Source organism: Herbaspirillum sp. alder98, assembly GCF_020179755.1.
In the GTDB taxonomy this organism is placed as follows: domain Bacteria; phylum Pseudomonadota; class Gammaproteobacteria; order Burkholderiales; family Burkholderiaceae_D; genus Herbaspirillum.
This window is the reverse complement of record NZ_JAIUCY010000016.1, coordinates 1-16,835: the sequence shown is the minus strand read 5'-3', so window position 1 is coordinate 16,835 and position 16,835 is coordinate 1. Positions and strand designations below refer to the sequence as shown.

Genomic DNA, 16,835 nt, shown 5'->3' with positions numbered 1-16,835 from the left:
CATCTCGATAGGAATACTCTTGAATGTGCCGTCAGCGCTCTATTTTGAGAGCTAGGACGATTGACGTCGTGGTGCGGGACACACCCTCGATCTGGCCAATTTCATCCAGCAGTTGATCGAGTCGCTCGGCAGAGGTGGCGCGCAGCCAGGCGACATAATCGAATTCGCCCGAGACCGAGCACAGCATTTCGATCTCCGGCATGCGCCTGAACTGTTTCAGTACATCGCGTGCCGACTTGGGTTCGATGGTGATGCCGACATAGGCGCGCAGCGCATTGTCGGACACTTCCTGGCCCAGCTTGACGGTGTAGCCAGCGATGACCCCGTTCTGTTCCAGCCGCGCCAGGCGCGCCACGACCGTGGTGCGTGCCACCCCCAGCTTGCGTGCCAGGTTGGCCACGCTGTCGCGCGCCGACAGCTGCAGCAGCGCAATCAGGTTGCGATCGGTCTCGTCCAGGGTGTCGAGCCGGGTCTTCATCGGGCTCAGCCGTTGAAGCGTGCCAGGAAGGCGCGCGTGGCCGCCTGCTGTGGATTGTCGATGACCTGGGATGGCGGCCCTGCTTCGACCACCACGCCATCGCGCATGAATACCACCTGGTCGGCGACTTCGCGCGCAAAGGCGACTTCGTGGGTCACCAGGATCATGGTCATGCCGTCGGCGGCCAGGCCACGGATCACGTTGAGCACTTCACCCACCAGTTCGGGATCGAGCGCCGAGGTGGCTTCGTCGAACAGCATTACCTCAGGCCGCATGGCCAGCGCGCGGGCGATGGCCACTCGTTGCTTCTGGCCCCCCGACAGCTTTTGCGGGTACATGTCGGCGCGGTCCGACAGGCCGACCTTCTGCAGCAGCGCCAGCGCCTGTTGGCGGGCCTCGGCCTTGGGCGTGCGCAGCACGGTGAGCATGCCTTCCATCACGTTCTCCAGCGCCGTCATGTGCGGAAACAGGTTGAAATGCTGGAACACCATCCCGGTGCGGGCCCGGTAGCCGGCCAGTTCGCGGTCGCGCGGCAGGCGCGACTTCTTGCCATCGAATTCGAAATGTTGATCGCCGATGCGCACCGAGCCCAGGTCGGGCACGGTCAGCAGGTTCAGGCAGCGCAGCAGGGTCGACTTGCCCGAGCCGGAAGGCCCGATCATGGCGACCACGCTGCCGCGTTCGATCTGGATGGAGATATCCTTGAGCACCACGTGCTCGCCGAAGGCCTTCTTGAGGTTGCTGATCTGGATCATGGCGGGGTTGGCAGCGGATGTCATGGTGGGCCCCTCAACCTTGCTGCGCCGACAGGCGCGTTTCGAGCTTCTTGGCCCAGATGGTGGCCGGCAGCAGGATCAGGAAATAGATGATCGCCACCATGGTGTAGATCTCCAGCGGACGATAGGTTTCGTGGGCGATGATCTGGCCCTGGTACAGCAGGTCGGGCACCGCCAGCACCGACAGCAGCGAGGTATTCTTGAGTTGCATGATGGACTGGTTCACCAGTGGTGGCGTCATGCGCTTGAAGGCCTGCGGCAGGATCACCCGCCGCATCAGCTGCAATCGCGTCATGCCGAGCGCCCAGCCGGCTTCGGATTGCCCCATGTCGATCGAGACGATGCCACCGCGAATGATTTCCGAGTAAAACGCACCTCCATACAGCGACAGCGACAGGGCGGCGGCCATGCCGGCCGACATTTCGATGCCCAGTAAGACAGGCAGCGCATAGTAGAACCACACCAGTTGCACCAGCACGGGAGTGCAACGGAACACTTCGACGTAGGCGCGCAGCGGTCCCGAGATGAACGGGTTGGATGACAGGCGGCCGAGACCGACCAGCAGTCCGATCAACAGCCCCAGTGCGATGACGGCCACGGTATAGCTCAGCGTATAGGCAAAGCCGATGCCGATGATGCTCCGGAATTGCCAGAGCGAGCCGAAGTCCCATTGATACATCTGCGGTTTTCCTTCAATTCGATTCAATGTGAACCAGATGCCTGGTTCGATGCGGAGGGGGTGCGGGAAGTCCAAGCATGATCCATGCCGCAGCGTGGAGAGGGGGATGGCATTTATAAGAATTGCATGGTCGGCAACCCGCGAACCCGGCAATTGTAATGGAGAACCGCTGCGCACCGCCATGCTGGCAAGTGTCGAAGGCCCCCGGGGACGTGGGGTTTGGCTAAAATAGCGCACTTGCCGCGACGCATCCGGCGTCGGGCGCAGCGCTTGTCTCATCTGCCGGGATCGGCTTCAATTTCCAGACTTAGACCATGAACCAGGTTTCTGCTTCCACCCTGTCCGGCGACCAGCGCCGCGTGATCCTGATCACGGGGGCTGCGCGCGGCATCGGTGCCGCCATTGCCACCACGGTGGCCGCCGACACCACTTCGCTGGTGCTGCATGCGCGTGGCGATTCGCCGCAGTTGCAGGATGTGGCGCGGACCTGTCGCGAGCGGGGCGCGCGCTGCGTGCTGGCGTTTGGCGACATGGCTGAGCCGGCCACCGCCGGCTTGCTGCGCGACACCGCACTCGATGAGTTCGGTCGCCTGGATGCGCTGGTGGCCAACGCCGGCTTTGCCGATCGCAAGCGCATCGGCGAATTGAGCGATGCCGACTGGTCGCGTTCGCTCGATGCCCTGCTGTCGGGCTTCTTTCGGCTGACCACGGCTTGCCGCGATGCGCTGCAGGCCTCGGGGGGCGGCCGGGTGGTGGCACTCAGTTCATTCGTGGCGCATGTGTTCCGGCTGGGCGAATCGGGTTTTCCGGCGTCGGCCGCGGCCAAGGCCGGCATCGAGGCCCTGGTCAAGTCGCTGGCGGTGCAATTGGCGCCGTTCGCGGTCACCGTCAATGCGGTGGCGCCCGGCTATGTGCAAAAAAGCGATCCGGCCAAGTCGGCCATCGACCCGGCCGCCTGGCAGGCCGCGCTCGAACGCATTCCGCTGCAACGCCTGGGGCAGCCGCAGGAGATCGCCAACGTGATCGCCTTTCTGCTGAGCCCGGCGGCCTCTTACGTGACCGGCCAGGTCTGGCATGTCGACGGCGGTCTCACTCTTTAATCCTGTTCTGGACTTTTCCATGCGCATCATCGTGCTGGGCGCCGGCATCGTCGGCGTCACCACTGCTTATTACCTCCGCGAGCGCGGCCACGACGTGACGGTAGTCGAACGTCGGGCCGAGGTCGCCGCCGAAACCAGCGTCGGCAACGCCGGCCATGTATGCCCGTCCTATGCCACGCCGTGGGCGGCGCCGGGCATGCCCGGCAAGTCGCTCAAATGGACGCTGCAGAGTTGGCTGGGGATCGAAGCGGCGCTGCGCTTCACGCCACGCCTGGACGCGCATCAATGGCGCTGGCTGCAGCGCTTCCTGGCGCAATGCACGCCCGAGCGTTATGCCATCAACAAGGCGCGCATGGGGCGCCTGGCGCGGTATAGCCATACACAGTTGAAGCAGATCCGCGAACGGCTCGACATAAGTTATGAACAGACCACAGGCGGCAACCTGCAGTTGTTCCGCACCCAGGAGGGTGTGGATAACGCCGGCTTGTCGACCAAGGTGCTGGCCGAGGCCGGCGTGCCGTTCGAGTTGCTGGATGCGGATGCCTGCGTCGCGTTCGACCCCGGGCTGCACGCGGCGCGCAATGAATTGAAAGGTGGCTTGCTGCTGCCCCTGGATGAAACCGGCAACTGCCCGCTGTTCGCCCGTGCGCTGGCCGATTGGTTGCAGGCACAGGGTGTGCAGTTCCGGCTCTCGACCACGGTCGACGCGATCGAAGTGGCGGGTGGCCAGGTAACGGGGGTACGCACCAGTGCCGGCACGTTGCAGGCCGACGCCTACGTGGTGGCCTGCGCCAGCGCCTCGGTGCCGATGCTCAAGCCGCTGGGACTGGATTTGCCGATCTATCCGGTCAAGGGCTATGCCATCACGGTGCCGGTCAGCGACCCTGCGGGCGCGCCGCGCAGTGGCGTCATGGACGAATACTACAAGGTGGCCATCACGCGCATGGGCGACCATATCCGCGCCGCCGGCACGGCCGAGATCGGCAGCTGGGACACTCGCGTCACCCCACGCGATTGCGCCACGGCGCTGAAGTCGCTGAAGAATCTTTATCCACAGGGCGCGGACTTGGCGCGGGTCGAATACTGGGCCGGATTGCGGCCGATGACGCCGGACGGCGCGCCGCTTATCGGCGCCACCCGTTATGCCAATCTCTGGCTCAACGCCGGTCATGGCTCGAACGGCTGGACCACGGCCTGCGGCGCCAGCCGCATCCTGGCCGACCGCATTGCCGGTGAACGCACCGAGATCGAGAGTGATGATCTGGCGCCGTTGCGGGTGATTTGAATCGGGTCAGATGATCGTTGGGTATAGGTCGAGCCAGTAGGGATTGGTTTTTTCGATCAGTTGCAGCTTCCAGCTCCGACGCCAGTTTTTCAGTTGTTTTTCGCGGGTGATGGCATTGATGGCATCGTCGAACACTTCAAAGTGCACCAGTTGGTTGACGGCGTATTTTTTTGTGAAGCCTGGACCAGCTTCGTATTTGTGCTGATAGATACGTTTGATCAGGTCGCGGGTAACGCCGATGTATAGCGTGCCGTTTCTGGCGCTGGCCAGGATGTAGACGTAGAAATTCATTGCGCTGATCGTAGGTTGGTCGTGTGAGCAACTGAATCGATGTCGTGCGAGTTGAGGCCTCAACTCACCAGAACTGTCTGTCGACATGGAGAACGTCAGGAAACGGCTATCGGTACGCGATCGAAGTCACTGGGTCCCGGCATGCGCCGGGACGACGGTTTGCTTCTTACCCATCCCCGTCGTCCTGACGAAAGTCAGGACCCAGCGTCGTGCAGCGTCCACCGGTACGCGACCAAAGCCACTAGGTACCGGCGTTCGCCGGCACGACGGGATATTCATACCCCAACCACCGTCACTCTGATGAACGTCAGGGCCCAGCGTCTTCAGACGGTGTGCGAGGAACCCGGTAGTGTCTAGCTCTGTAAAGCCCCCTCCCGGCCAGCGTAAATGAAGGTAAAACAAAAGTAACCAGATATGCCGCGCGGCTATGATGAATCGGTGAGTAGCCTGGAGGGGGCGTCGTGCGCACCATCATCATTGCATCCTTGTTTGCATCGTCCTTGTCGGCGTGCGTCGTCATGCCGTCTGACCCATTGGTTCAGGCGGCCAACCTGATCGGCTATGCGGCCTCGGGGGTGCGCTCGATGACGCCCAACCCGCCGCAGAACGCCGTGATCTACGACCGGAACTCGATCCATGAAGTCTGCATCGAGTGGAACGGCGCCGTGGCCATGAGTGACTTTGTGCCGGCGCTGCAAAACGAATTGATGCGGCGTGGCGTGCAAAGCCGCGTCTATGACGCCGGCACGCAATCGGTCGGTTGTCCGGTGACGATGACTTACACCGGCTTCGTCAAATGGGACACCAAGGTGTTCTCCGACGCCTACACGCCTTACCTGACCTATGTCTCGCTGACGCTGCGTCGCGACGGACGCGTGATGGGATCGGCCCAGTATCGCCTGGGCTCGTTCGCCCAGGATAAATGGGCCACGACCAACGAAAAGCTGGGACCGCTGGTCGATGCGTTGCTGCCCTCCAATGCGGAGGTGATTGCCGACAGCTCGCGCTTTCCCTCCCAATCCGCATCGAGCGGCGGCTTCTGAATCAAATGGCCTGGCTGAAATAAAAATGGCAACCTCGGTTGCCATTTTTGTTAGTGCTTCATTTCTCCGCTGATTGCTTACCAGATCGTCAGCAGGCGCTTGAAGAAACCGCCATCGGCATTGGCATCCGCAATCGTGCCGCCGCCCACCTGTTCCAGCCGCGCATCGGCCACGTTGGCCGAGGCCACGATGCCGCCGCGGATGTCGCGCGTGCGCACGACGCCAGAGAATCGCAATGTGTTGACGTTGTTGTTGAGGCCGATGCGTTTCTCGCCGGCCACCACCAGGTTGCGGTTGGGCAGGACTTCGACGATCGATACCATCAACGTGCCGGTCATGCTGTTGGAGCTGTCGGTCTGGCCCGAACCCTTGAAGGAGTTGCTGCCCGAAGCCGAGAAGTCGGCCGTGTAGAGCGAACCGAACAGGCCGGCCAGCGGCGCCGAGGATCCCGGCCCCTTTTGCGTCAGGCTGGTATCGCGGGTGTTGGTGGTGGCCGACTTGTTGCTGCCGCTGATGGATTCGGAAATGTCGATCTTGATGATGTCGCCGACGTTGTAGCTGGTCGGTTCCTCGAACAGCTGCGCGCTGCTGACGCGGAAGATGGCGCCGTTGTTCTCGACGTTGGCCACCGGGTACGCCGGGCGTACGCTGGTGGGACCGTTGACCATTGGCGCCGGGCTATAGCAGGCGCACAGCGTTGCTGCCAGAGCGCATGCGCCGACCAGGCGGATTTGAATATGCATGACGACACCCCCGAGATTGTTTTCCCGATGATGGTCGTCAAGCGTGTAAGCAGCCGTTAATCGCTTGTAAATGGCGGCAAACAAAAATCAACGGCGGTTAAGCCGGCACTGTTGCAGCGCATTGCAAGGCGCGCTGGGCGGGATGGCGTTTCGGGGCATAATGGGGGCAATTTCACCGATTCCTGCGCAGCCCCTCGCTGTGCGCTTTCCGATATGGCAACAGAAAAAAACCAGCCCAGCGTGCATGACCAGCTTGTCTCAGCCCGCATCCGCGAACGCATCAAGAAGGCGGGCGTGCGCTTTCATGCCAATGACAATATCGCCGCCTTTATCGAAGAGGGCGAGCTCGAGCAATTGCAGGCCGAGGTGCAGGGCAAGCTGGCGGCGGTGCTGGAGAGCCTGGTGATCGATGTCGAGAGCGATCACAACACCCAGGATACGGCCAAGCGCGTCGCCAAGATGTATCTCAATGAAGTGTTTCGCGGGCGCTACCAGGCGCCGCCGGCGGTTACCGAATTTCCTAACATCGAAGGTCTCAACGAATTGATGATCGTGGGGCCGATCACGGTGCGCAGCGCCTGCTCGCATCACCTGTGCCCGATCATGGGCAAGGTCTGGATCGGCGTCATGCCCAACGAGCATTCGAACCTGATCGGCCTGTCTAAATATGCGCGCCTGCTGGAGTGGGTGATGAGCCGTCCGCAGATCCAGGAAGAGGCGGTGTCGCAGGCGGCCAACCTGCTGATGCAGAAGCTGCAGCCCGATGGCCTGGCCATCGTGATGGAAGCCGATCATTTCTGCATGCACTGGCGCGGCGTCAAGGATGTCGATTCGAAGATGATCAACAGCGTCATGCGTGGGTCCTTCCTGCGCAACCCGGACTTGCGGCGCGAGTTCCTGGCCCTGATTACCCAACGTCAACGAGGTTAAGCATGCTGGTCCGTCTGATCTATGCAAGCCGCGCCAAGGCGCCGATCACAGCCGATGCGGTAGATAACATCCTGGCCAGCGCGCGCAAGCGCAACCCCGAATACGGCATCACCGGCGTGCTGTGCTACAGCGACCGCATCTTCGTGCAGGTGCTCGAGGGCGGGCGTGACCAGGTCAACCGGGTGTACGCGCACCTGATGCACGACGAGCGTCATCAAGACCTGATCCTGCTGGGTTACGAAGCGATCGATGAACGGCAGTACTCGTCCTGGACCATGGGCGGTATCCGGCTCGACAAGATCAATCGGTCATTGTTGCTGAAGTATTCGATCAGCAGCGAACTCAATCCCTATCAGGTGTCGAGCTGTGCCACCGTGGCGCTGCTCAACGAGCTGGCGTCGACGGCGGCTTTCACCCAGCGCGACTGATCAGAGTTCGGTGTTAGGCAGATGCCGGATGCCCCATTTGGCCGGATCTGCGTAGGTGATGATCTTGTCGCTGGCGTGCGCCAGGTCGACGATCTCGGGGCGCTGTGGCATCTTCGTCAGGGTTGAATAGAAAACCTTCACGCGCGGCGTGAGCAGGTGGTCGGGGCGCTGGTCGACCACCACCGCGAGTCGTCCGGACTGCATCAGCACACAGGAGCCGGTGGGATAGATGCCGATGGCCTTGACGAAGGCTTCCATCGTGCTGGCGTCGAAATGACCGGCGCTGCCCGCCATGTGGCGAATCGATCGGGCCGGATCCCAGCCTGCCTTGTACGGCCGGTTGGAGGTAATGGCGTCGTACACATCGCACACCGCACCCATCTTGGCCATGATCGAGATCTGCTCGGCTTTCAGATTGAACGGGTAACCGCTGCCATCGATTTTCTCGTGATGGTGCAGCGACACATCGAGCGCGGCCTCGCCGATACCGTCGATCTGCTGCAGGATCGCGTGCCCGGCCACGGTGTGCGAGCGCACCGAGGCAAATTCTTCGGCGGTCAGCTTGGCGGGTTTGTTGAGGATGTCCAGCGGCACCGACATCTTGCCGACGTCGTGCAACAAGCCGGCCATCCCGGCCTGCTTGGCCTGCTCATGCGTCAGTCCCAGCTGGTGCGCCAGCGAAATCATCATCGCGCATACCGCCACCGAATGCATATAGGTGTAATCGTCGGTCGTCTTGAGACGTGCCAGGCTGATCAATGCATCGGCATTGCGCGAGACCGAGGCGGTGATTTCGGTGACCAGTTCGGCCGCATCCTTGACGTCGACCGTCTTGCCCATGCGTGCTTCGGCGAACATGTGAAGCACGGTCGACTTGGACGACGAGATGATGCGGGCGGCCCGCTCGCGCTCCTGGCTGGTGTCGGTGCGTACGCCCGACTTGCGCGGGGCCGTGCCATGGACGGCAGGTGCGTCGACGACGCTGACCTGGGCCACATCGCCATCCTCTTCGTCATCATCGGCATCGTGCTCGGGAGTAACATCGCGGCCCTTGGCCGTGTCGATCAGGATTTCGCGGATCGGACTGGCGCGCAGGGCCTGCAGGTCCTCGATGTTTTCGAGCTTGAATGACTTGCGCCAGAAAGGATGGTTGATCCACGCTCCGGGAATGGAGTGGACGTACATGCCCAGACGCAATTGTTCGGTGGCGATGGATTTCAACATATCTAATCCACCAGGTCTTATGCCTGGTGTTGTCTTGCCCTGCCGGAAAACGGCTTCAATGACCCCTGTGTGAAGCAACGCCTGTTGCAGCACTTTCGCCTACAGCCGGTCCGAATAAACGAGTCCATCGTAGCAGAATGTTTTTTGTTTGAGAGAGACGCGGCGGGCCGCCGACACTTAATTTTTCTCTCCCGCCGACGAATAGTTATGCACGGAAAATTTCTGATGTTTTCTTGCACGTTCCTGACCATTGGCTGACAGCGCAATGCAAAACGGCGACCCTCAGGCCGCCGTTGATGTGGGTACCAATCTCCATCGGGATGGCTTACTTTTTCAGCGGAGGCGCATAGGGGTTGCTGGTCAGCAAGCGCAGGAAGCTGGCGAGGCAGGCAATGCCGGCGAAGGCCGCACCAAAGCCCAGCGCAAAGCGCGAACCGTGGATCTCGGACAGATTGAAGCAAAGCGCCACCAGCGAGGCGCCAATGCTCTGGCCCAGCAGGCGCGCCGTGGCGACGATGCCGGAGGCGCCGCCGCTGCGATGCGGTGGCGCGCTGGTCATCAGGGCCTTCAGGTTGGGCGACTGGAAGAAGCCAAAGCCCATGCCGCAGATCAGCATGCGCCAGCTGATTTCCCACACGGTGGGGGCGGCGGGCATGAAGGTCATCGTCAGCAGGCCGGCACACAGCATCGCCAGCCCGACGCCACCGAGGATGCCGACCGGATAGCGGTCCGACATGCGACCTGCAATCGGCGCCATGATGGCCACCGCCACCGGCCATGGCGTCATCAGCAGGCCGATCTCGACCTGGCTGCGCCCGAGGTCATGATGAAAGAAGAACGGCAACGACACGAAGGCCAGGCCTTGTGCCGCAAACGAACACACGGCGGTGATGGCCGAGAGCGAAAACATGGGATGGCGAAACAGGTCGACCGGCATCATCGGCGCCGGATGACGCAGCTCGCGGCGCAGCAGGAAAGCGCCGCAGACCAATGCCGCGGCCAGTTCAAGGCCGACGATATTGCCCTGGGCCTGATGTGCGCCTTCGCCGATGGCCAGGATCAGCAGGCCGAAGGTGGCGGCATTGAGCAGGGCGCTGCGTACATCGAATGCATAAGCCGACAGCGCGGTGTGCGGCAGCGAGGGGATCGCCAGCACCACCGCGATGATGCCCAGCGGCACATTGACCGCAAACAACCAGGGCCACGGTGCGATGGCCAGGATGGCCGAGGCCACGCTGGGCCCGACGGTAAAGGAAATGGCCACGATCAGCGTATTGAGCCCGACCCCGCGACCCAGCGAGCGGGTGGGGTAGATGAAGCGGATCAGTGCGGTGTTGACGCTCATGATGCCGGCGCCGCCCAACCCCTGCAGGAAGCGCGCCACCACCAGCGACGGCAGCGACCAGGCCACCGCGCACAGCAGCGAGGCCACCGTAAACAGCACCAGGCCCCATATGTAGATGCGCCGATAGCCGACGATTTCGCCCAGCGCCGCCAACGGCAGCAGCGACACCATCATGGCCAGCTGGTAGGACGTGACAATCCATACCGATGCCGCCGGGGTGGTATTGAGGTCGGCCGCCATGGCGGGCAGGGCGGTATTGGCGATGGCGGTGTCCAGCGTGGCCAACCCGACCGCGATGAGCAGGGTCAGGATGGCGCGACCGCGCTGGTCGGGTGGCAGGCCATCGCCGGCGACGACCGGCTGCGGGGTGGGACAGGGGGCGTCGGCGGATGAGGGCAGCGAAGACATGTGAGATCGGCAGATGGAGCGGCCAGGCCGCAGGCGGGCGCCGGCAACCTGTTGCTCTCTATATATAAGGTAAGAAAACCGTGTGGCCACCCTTGCGCTGGCAGCCGGCTCCCATGATAGCGGGGAAACGCCGGCCACGCTGGCCATTGCCCGGCTGGCAAGCCGGTACGTTATCATGCTGTTTTGCGCTGGCGTGGTCGGCGCGCTTTTATTGATGACGGAGTAGGAATGGCCAATCAGCAGTTGTCGGAGCGCCTGTGCGCATGGATCGATCAGCATTTCGATGAAGAGGTCGGCGTGTTGCAGCAATTGGTCCGGATTCCTACCGACACGCCACCGGGCAACAATGCCCCGCATGCCGATGCAGTAGCCGAACTGGTCGAACGCTGGGGTTGGCATGCCGAGAAACACGTGGTGCCGCAGCAGCAGGTGCTGGACTATGGCATGCAGAGCGTGACCAACCTGATCGTGCGTCGCCCTTACGCCGACGGCGGCCCCACCGTGGCCCTCAATGCGCATGGCGACGTGGTGCCGCCGGGCGAGGGTTGGCAGCACGACCCGTATGGCGGCGAGATTGACGACGGTCGCATCTACGGGCGCGCTACGGCCGTCTCCAAGGGCGACTTCGCCAGCTATATCTTTGCCGTGCGCGCACTGGAGTCGCTGGGCGTCGATTTGCGCGGCGCGCTGGAACTGCATTTCACCTATGACGAGGAATTCGGCGGTCTGTTGGGACCGGGCTGGCTGCTGGAGCAAAAACTGACCAAGCCGGACTACGTGCTGGCCGCCGGCTTCAGCTACAACGTGGTGACCGCGCACAATGCCTGCCTGCAGTTCGAAGTGACGGTGCATGGCCGCGCCACCCACGGCTCGATGCCCGAGACCGGGCATGACGCATTGCAGGCCGCCAATGCCATTCTCAATGCCATCTACGGCGCGCTGCCGGGCTTGAAGGAAATCCGTTCGGCGATTCCCGGCATTACCCATCCGACCATGATCGTGGGGCGTATCGATGGTGGTACCAACACCAACGTGGTGCCGGGCAAGGTGGTGCTCAAGATGGACCGTCGCATGATTCCCGAGGAAGATCCGACCCAGGTCGAGGCCGGTGTGCGCAAGCTGATCGAAGATGCGGTGGTCGGCCTGCCGGGTATCCGGGTCGAGATTCGCCGGCTGCTGCTGGCGCGTGCGCTGCGCCCGCTGCCAGGCCACGAGCGCCTGGTTGAGAGCCTGTTGCGGCATGCCGGCGATGTCATGGGCGACACCCTGACCACGTTTGGCTCGGCGCTCTATACCGATGCCCGCCTGTATGGCGAACATGGCATCCCGGTGGTGCTGTTTGGCGCCGGACCGCGCACATTGATGGAATCCAACGCCAAGCAGGCGGACGAAAACCTGGCGCTGGAAGACCTGCGGCGCGCCACCAAGGTGGTGGCCCTGATGCTGCTGGATTTTGTCGGCCCGGACCAGCAGGTTGCATAAAGACGCCAGGATCAAGCGCATGCCCAATGCCATCGAACACCTGAATTCGACGCCTGAGCCGCGGCCGGGATACCTGGGATTGTCGTTCAGGCAATTGTTGCTCGCGGCCTTCCTGCTGATTGCCGGTTTGCTCAGCGCGACCTCGATTCACGCCTTGTTCACGCTCGAGCGCATGGCCAGCAACAGCAGCCAGACCGCGCGCCAGGCGGTGCAACTGACCGAGGCCGCGCAGCGACTGGCCGAGCGCACGGTGGCCATGGAGCGCAGCGCGCGCCAATACCTGGTGCTGGATGACCCGGTGTTTCATGATCGTTTCGTCGAAGCACGCGACCAGGCGCGCCAGGCCATCAATGAACTCTCCGACGCCTTGCCGCTGGCGCCGCGCGAGTTGTATGGCCAATGGACGCTCTATATAGAAGAGGCGTCGGCCGTGCTGGAGTCCGAGCAGCGTCGCGACAAGGCCGAGCAACTCAAGGTGTTCCAGGATTTCTCGCGCCTGCCCGCGCTCAACGAGCGGCTGGCGCTGGAAAGCCGGCGCGAGGTCGACCGCCGCAACAACGCGCTGTCGACCGCGCTTGAGCAGCAGCGCCGCATGCTCACGCTGCAGGTGGTGGGGGCGATCCTGCTGGCGGTGCTGCTGGCGTTCTGCTTCGGACTTTGGTTGTCGCGTCCGCTGGCGCGGCTGGAGCATGCCATCGGACGCCTGGGCGATAACCGCTTCGACCAGCCGATCGATGTGCGTGGTCCGGCCGATATTCGTCGCCTGGGACAGCAACTGGACTGGTTGCGCCTGCGCCTGGCCGACCTGGAAGCCGAGAAGTCGCGCTTCCTGCGTCATGTGTCGCACGAACTGAAGACGCCGCTGGCGGCGCTGTGCGAGGGCGCCGCCTTGCTCGACGATGGCGTGGCCGGGCAGCTGTCGGACAATCAGCGCGAGATTGCCCGCATCCTGCGCCAGAATACGCAGTCGCTGCAGACCCAGATCGAAGACTTGCTGCGCTATAACGAGCTGGCATTCGATGCCCAGCGCCTGCACCCGGTGCCGGTGGATCTGCGGGCATTGCTGCACAAGGTGATCGATGACCAGCGGCTGCAATGGCTGGCGCGTGAGTTGCGGGTCGAAGTCGACGGCAGCGCGCGCATGGTGCTGGTGGATCCGGAGAAGATGGCCATTGCGCTGGCCAACCTGCTGTCGAATGCCGTGCGTTTCAGCCCCGAGGGCGGTTTCATCCGTTTCCTGCTGGCCGATGTTCCGGGTGCGGTGCGGGTAGAATGCATCGACCAGGGCCCTGGCGTGGCGCCGACCGACACGGCGCGCATCTTCGAGCCGTTCTACCAGGGCTTGCACCAGCCGTCCGGTGCCCGGCGCGGCAATGGTATCGGTTTGTCGGTGGTGCGCGAGTACGTGCATGCGCACGGCGGGCGCGTGCAGTTGGTGCCGCGCGACGGCGGCGCCCATTTCAGAATAGAGTTACCCGATGAAAAACAAGATTGAGCGCCTGTTGCCACTGGCAATGGTTTTTTCCCTGGCATTGCTGGGGGCCTGCACCACGCCGGCGGTCGAGCCGCCGACGTCGACGATCAAGTTGATCCACTCGCCCAGCAATGTCGATGAATTGCTGGTCTATGGCATCCAGATACGGAAGATGTCGCCCGCCGAATTGGGACGCGAACTGCAACGGGCCAATGCCAACCCGACCGGGCCGGCCAATGTCGTGCGGCGTGCCATGCTGCTGGCGGCCACCCGCGACCCGATCGAATTGGCGCGTGCCGAAGCCCAGTTATGGAACGTGATGGCCGATAACAGCGTCGAAGCGGACAAGCTCAAGCCGCTCGTGCAATTGCTGGTGGGCCACTACAGCGATCTGCGCCGGGTGGCTGACAACGCCGAGAAGTCTGCCGGCCAGGCGCGCGATGCGCAGCGCAAGGTGGATCTGCTCAACGAAAAGCTCGAAGCCCTCAAGAATATCGAACGGAGCTTGCCCGCCACCGGCAAGTGAGCCTGGCGCTGGCTCCGTTCCCGAACCGGAGCCACGATGGAAAACAATACGCAGTTTGCGCCACTTCTACTGGTCGACGACGACCCTGACCTGCTACGCCTGCTGACCTTACGCCTCAATGCGGCCGGTTATCGGGTCGTGGGCGTGGGCAGCAGCGAGGCCGCGCTGGCGCAGCTTGCCATCACCTCTCCCGCATTGGTGATTACCGATGTCCGCCTGCCGGGCATGGATGGCCTGGCGCTGTTCGACGAAATCCGCAGTCGCCAGCCGACCCTGCCGGTCATCCTGCTGACCGCCCACGGGACGATCCCCGATGCGGTCGATGCCACCACCCGCGGTGCCTTCGCCTACCTGACCAAGCCATTTGACAGCGCCGTGCTGCTCGACAAGATCGCCCAGGCGTTGAGTCTCTCGTCGCCAGCCGTCGAAGGCGACGAGCAGGCCTGGCGCGCTGATATCGTCAGTCGCAGCCAGCGGGTGGCCGAATTGCTGGCAGAGGCGCGGCTGGTGGCCGCCTCCGACGCCAGCATCATGATTCGTGGCGATAGCGGCACCGGCAAGGAATTGCTGGCGCGCGCCATCCATCGCGCCAGTCCGCGTGCGGGCAAGCCTTTCGTGGCCCTCAATTGCGGCGCTATTCCCGAGCAGTTGCTCGAGTCAGAGCTGTTCGGTCATGTGAAGGGCGCTTTCACCGGCGCCGTGGAGCACCGCGAGGGTTTGTTCCAGGCCGCAGACGGCGGCACCTTGTTCCTGGACGAGATCGGTGACATGCCGGTGCCGCTGCAGGTCAAGCTGCTACGGGTATTGCAGGAAAGAAGCGTGCGCCAGGTGGGGGCCAACCAGGCGCGCGAGGTGGATGTTCGTATCATCTCGGCGACCCATCGCGACCTGGAAGTGGCCATGGCCGATAGCCAGTTTCGCGAAGACCTGTATTACCGGCTCAACGTCGTGACGCTCAACCTGCCATCGCTGGGTGAGCGTCGTGAGGACATTGCGCTGCTGGCCAATCACTTCCTCAAGACGATCGGGGCCAAGTATGCCAAGCGCCTGACCGGGTTTGCCCCGGATGCGCTGGAGATGCTGAGTCTGGCGCAGTGGCCGGGAAACGTGCGGCAACTCTATAACGTCGTGGAGCAGGTGTGCGCGTTGTCGCCCGTGGCGTTGATCCCGGCTTCGCTGGTGCAACGCGCGCTGCAGGTGCCGGCGCTGGATCGCCTGCGTTATGCCGAGGCGAAGCAGAAATTCGAGCGTGACTACCTGATCCGCCTATTGAAGTTGACTGATGGCAATGTGTCGGATGCTGCGCGCCTGGCCGATCGCAACCGTACCGAGTTCTACCGGCTGCTGCAAAAGAACGGACTCGATCCACGGATGTTTCGTGGTGGGGAAGAGGGCGTCGTCACTGAGCGACAGGAATGAGTCCTTTGCAATCAATCACTTATGCCCACATCGCGGTCAGCCGTCGCCGGTGCCCGACGAAAACAGGCGATTTTTAGCCTCTCAGGTGCAGGCTTTTATAGGGGAGTCACGCAAGTCATTGAAAGTTAAACGGTTTTTTGGTCTGGCACGGCGCTTGCGAAGAACCAGGTAGCCGGCCGCGATTGTGCTGCCCATGCTTATTCTTTACTAATATAAGGAGAACACCATGGAAAAGACCAAACTGACCGCCAAGCTGCTTGCCGCCTCCCTTGCTACCGCGCTGATTGCGGCGCCCCTGGCCCAGGCTGCAGATTCTACTAATAGTAGTGATTCCGGCCACAAGTCCGGACAGACTGCCGGTGCTTATGTCGATGACTCGGTCATCACTGCCAAGGTAAAGGCGGCGCTGGTGGAAGACAAGCAGGTTTCCGCCACCAAGATCAAGGTAACCACCAAGGCCGGGGTCGTGACGTTGCGCGGATCGGTGCCTAGTGCCGAAGCGGGCCAACATGCATTGCAGCTGGCCGCCGGGGTCGAGGGCGTCAAGGACGTCAAGAGTGACCTCACCGTAAAGAGCAGTTAATGAGAAGGCGGGCTGGGACGGCCGCTATCTGACCTGCTGCTTGATGGCGCCGTCCGTTTTTCCTCCCGCCTTACTTATATAGATAGAGATAAAGCCTGAACAAATGCCCGCCCCGCGAGGGGCGGGCATTTGGTTTTATGGCGTGATTGCAGAGCCGCATTGCCCGCAAAGCGTTGCGGGTCGTGGTCTTGCGTGGATTCCTTAGTCTGTTGTCAGTCCCCGGCGTAAATTATTTTGCATAATTGTTTAAAAAGTACTTGCACGGTGGTTAGGCCGTTGCTATAGTTCGCCCCCTGCTGACGCAACGCAGAAAAGCGGAGTGAAGAACGAAGCGAAGTTGCGAGCGAAAGCGGGTGAGATTGAAGTAGTTTTAAATGGGTTGTTTTGGCAAATAAGTACGCAAGTACGAAGCGCTAAAAACAAGCGATTTAAAAAGTTTGAGAAGAGCGAAAATAGTAGTTGACGCGATTCAAAAACAACTTCATAATCTCGTTTCTCTGCTGCTGACAAACAAAACGATTTGTTGGCGACGCAAGCGAAGCGAAAGCGACGCGGTGCGACAGAAAAGATCTTTAAAAATTAACAGCCGATAAGCGTGGGCGTTTAATGGAAGCGACAGAC

Annotated in this window: 17 protein-coding genes; 10 read left to right on the top strand and 7 right to left on the bottom strand. The window is 62.1% G+C overall.

The window, feature by feature from the left end; translation table 11 throughout:
- Window positions 1–31 precede the first annotated feature (31 nt).
- The 3 genes from LBW87_RS23000 to LBW87_RS22990 are packed head-to-tail and all read right to left on the bottom strand — an operon-like array spanning window position 32 to window position 1,933.
- Complete coding sequence (locus LBW87_RS23000) at window positions 32–478, bottom strand: Lrp/AsnC family transcriptional regulator (RefSeq protein WP_225203810.1); 447 nt, start codon at window positions 476–478, stop codon at window positions 32–34.
- A 5-nt stretch (window positions 479–483) separates the two neighbouring features.
- Window positions 484–1,257, bottom strand: a complete 774-nt coding sequence (locus LBW87_RS22995) for an amino acid ABC transporter ATP-binding protein (RefSeq protein WP_320442749.1) — start codon at window positions 1,255–1,257, stop codon at window positions 484–486.
- 10 nt (window positions 1,258–1,267) lie between these two features.
- The gene (locus tag LBW87_RS22990; protein ID WP_225203809.1) at window positions 1,268–1,933 is read right to left on the bottom strand and encodes an amino acid ABC transporter permease; all 666 of its coding nucleotides are present in this window, start codon (window positions 1,931–1,933) and stop codon (window positions 1,268–1,270) included.
- A gap of 314 nt (window positions 1,934–2,247) precedes the next feature.
- On the opposite strand from LBW87_RS22990, the gene LBW87_RS22985 reads away from it, so the two are divergent.
- Window positions 2,248–3,033 carry an SDR family NAD(P)-dependent oxidoreductase gene (locus LBW87_RS22985; protein ID WP_225203808.1) on the top strand — a complete coding sequence of 262 codons (786 nt, stop codon included), beginning with the start codon at window positions 2,248–2,250 and terminating at the stop codon, window positions 3,031–3,033.
- Between the two features lie 19 nt (window positions 3,034–3,052).
- Entirely contained in the window at window positions 3,053–4,318 is a 1,266-nt protein-coding gene (locus LBW87_RS22980) for a D-amino acid dehydrogenase (protein ID WP_225203807.1), read from the top strand.
- 6 nt (window positions 4,319–4,324) lie between these two features.
- Here the strand turns inward: LBW87_RS22980 and LBW87_RS22975 are convergent, their stop codons facing one another.
- Window positions 4,325–4,609 carry a GIY-YIG nuclease family protein gene (locus LBW87_RS22975; RefSeq protein WP_225203806.1) on the bottom strand — a complete coding sequence of 95 codons (285 nt, stop codon included), beginning with the start codon at window positions 4,607–4,609 and terminating at the stop codon, window positions 4,325–4,327.
- Between the two features lie 461 nt (window positions 4,610–5,070).
- Between LBW87_RS22975 and LBW87_RS22970 the strand changes: the two genes are divergently transcribed.
- Window positions 5,071–5,652, top strand: a complete 582-nt coding sequence (locus LBW87_RS22970) for a cell division protein FtsI (protein WP_225203805.1) — start codon at window positions 5,071–5,073, stop codon at window positions 5,650–5,652.
- A 77-nt stretch (window positions 5,653–5,729) separates the two neighbouring features.
- Here LBW87_RS22970 and LBW87_RS22965 read toward each other — a convergent pair whose 3' ends face one another.
- Window positions 5,730–6,395, bottom strand: a complete 666-nt coding sequence (locus LBW87_RS22965) for a flagellar basal body L-ring protein FlgH (RefSeq protein WP_225203804.1) — start codon at window positions 6,393–6,395, stop codon at window positions 5,730–5,732.
- 213 nt (window positions 6,396–6,608) lie between these two features.
- Between LBW87_RS22965 and folE the strand changes: the two genes are divergently transcribed.
- Both folE and LBW87_RS22955 read left to right on the top strand, forming a co-directional pair.
- A complete protein-coding gene (gene folE, locus LBW87_RS22960; RefSeq protein WP_225203803.1) occupies window positions 6,609–7,325 on the top strand; it encodes a GTP cyclohydrolase I in 717 nt (238 codons plus the stop codon).
- Between the two features lie 2 nt (window positions 7,326–7,327).
- Window positions 7,328–7,753 (top strand): BLUF domain-containing protein, encoded by a 426-nt coding sequence (locus tag LBW87_RS22955; protein ID WP_225203802.1) that lies wholly within the window; start codon window positions 7,328–7,330, stop codon window positions 7,751–7,753.
- Here LBW87_RS22955 and LBW87_RS22950 read toward each other — a convergent pair whose 3' ends face one another.
- Both LBW87_RS22950 and LBW87_RS22945 read right to left on the bottom strand, forming a co-directional pair.
- The gene (locus LBW87_RS22950) at window positions 7,754–8,977 is read right to left on the bottom strand and encodes an HD-GYP domain-containing protein (protein WP_225203801.1); all 1,224 of its coding nucleotides are present in this window, start codon (window positions 8,975–8,977) and stop codon (window positions 7,754–7,756) included.
- Between the two features lie 325 nt (window positions 8,978–9,302).
- Window positions 9,303–10,730, bottom strand: a complete 1,428-nt coding sequence (locus tag LBW87_RS22945) for an MFS transporter (RefSeq protein WP_225203800.1) — start codon at window positions 10,728–10,730, stop codon at window positions 9,303–9,305.
- A gap of 228 nt (window positions 10,731–10,958) precedes the next feature.
- On the opposite strand from LBW87_RS22945, the gene LBW87_RS22940 reads away from it, so the two are divergent.
- From LBW87_RS22940 to LBW87_RS22920, 5 genes are all read left to right on the top strand, one after another.
- Window positions 10,959–12,212, top strand: a complete 1,254-nt coding sequence (locus LBW87_RS22940; protein WP_225203799.1) for a M20/M25/M40 family metallo-hydrolase — start codon at window positions 10,959–10,961, stop codon at window positions 12,210–12,212.
- 19 nt (window positions 12,213–12,231) lie between these two features.
- A complete protein-coding gene (locus LBW87_RS22935) occupies window positions 12,232–13,707 on the top strand; it encodes a sensor histidine kinase (RefSeq protein WP_225203798.1) in 1,476 nt (491 codons plus the stop codon).
- Complete coding sequence (locus LBW87_RS22930; RefSeq protein WP_225203797.1) at window positions 13,691–14,212, top strand: hypothetical protein; 522 nt, start codon at window positions 13,691–13,693, stop codon at window positions 14,210–14,212. The genes LBW87_RS22935 and LBW87_RS22930 overlap by 17 nt, the downstream gene beginning before the upstream one ends.
- 36 nt (window positions 14,213–14,248) lie before the next feature.
- Window positions 14,249–15,631, top strand: a complete 1,383-nt coding sequence (locus LBW87_RS22925; RefSeq protein ID WP_225203796.1) for a sigma 54-interacting transcriptional regulator — start codon at window positions 14,249–14,251, stop codon at window positions 15,629–15,631.
- A 226-nt stretch (window positions 15,632–15,857) separates the two neighbouring features.
- Window positions 15,858–16,214 (top strand): BON domain-containing protein, encoded by a 357-nt coding sequence (locus tag LBW87_RS22920; protein WP_225203795.1) that lies wholly within the window; start codon window positions 15,858–15,860, stop codon window positions 16,212–16,214.
- Window positions 16,215–16,835: the final 621 nt, after the last annotated feature.

Bases quoted from the DNA above. Each gene is read 5' to 3' on its own strand.
- LBW87_RS23000 (WP_225203810.1), bottom strand. From the start codon at position 478: ATGAAGACCCGGCTCGACACCCTGGACGAGACCGATCGCAACCTGATT.
- LBW87_RS22995 (WP_320442749.1), bottom strand. From the start codon at position 1,257: ATGACATCCGCTGCCAACCCCGCCATGATCCAGATCAGCAACCTCAAG.
- LBW87_RS22990 (WP_225203809.1), bottom strand. From the start codon at position 1,933: ATGTATCAATGGGACTTCGGCTCGCTCTGGCAATTCCGGAGCATCATC.
- LBW87_RS22985 (WP_225203808.1), top strand. From the start codon at position 2,248: ATGAACCAGGTTTCTGCTTCCACCCTGTCCGGCGACCAGCGCCGCGTG.
- LBW87_RS22980 (WP_225203807.1), top strand. From the start codon at position 3,053: ATGCGCATCATCGTGCTGGGCGCCGGCATCGTCGGCGTCACCACTGCT.
- LBW87_RS22975 (WP_225203806.1), bottom strand. From the start codon at position 4,609: ATGAATTTCTACGTCTACATCCTGGCCAGCGCCAGAAACGGCACGCTA.
- LBW87_RS22965 (WP_225203804.1), bottom strand. From the start codon at position 6,395: ATGCATATTCAAATCCGCCTGGTCGGCGCATGCGCTCTGGCAGCAACG.
- folE (WP_225203803.1), top strand. From the start codon at position 6,609: ATGGCAACAGAAAAAAACCAGCCCAGCGTGCATGACCAGCTTGTCTCA.
- LBW87_RS22955 (WP_225203802.1), top strand. From the start codon at position 7,328: ATGCTGGTCCGTCTGATCTATGCAAGCCGCGCCAAGGCGCCGATCACA.
- LBW87_RS22950 (WP_225203801.1), bottom strand. From the start codon at position 8,977: ATGTTGAAATCCATCGCCACCGAACAATTGCGTCTGGGCATGTACGTC.
- LBW87_RS22945 (WP_225203800.1), bottom strand. From the start codon at position 10,730: ATGTCTTCGCTGCCCTCATCCGCCGACGCCCCCTGTCCCACCCCGCAG.
- LBW87_RS22940 (WP_225203799.1), top strand. From the start codon at position 10,959: ATGGCCAATCAGCAGTTGTCGGAGCGCCTGTGCGCATGGATCGATCAG.
- LBW87_RS22935 (WP_225203798.1), top strand. From the start codon at position 12,232: ATGCCCAATGCCATCGAACACCTGAATTCGACGCCTGAGCCGCGGCCG.
- LBW87_RS22930 (WP_225203797.1), top strand. From the start codon at position 13,691: ATGAAAAACAAGATTGAGCGCCTGTTGCCACTGGCAATGGTTTTTTCC.
- LBW87_RS22925 (WP_225203796.1), top strand. From the start codon at position 14,249: ATGGAAAACAATACGCAGTTTGCGCCACTTCTACTGGTCGACGACGAC.
- LBW87_RS22920 (WP_225203795.1), top strand. From the start codon at position 15,858: ATGGAAAAGACCAAACTGACCGCCAAGCTGCTTGCCGCCTCCCTTGCT.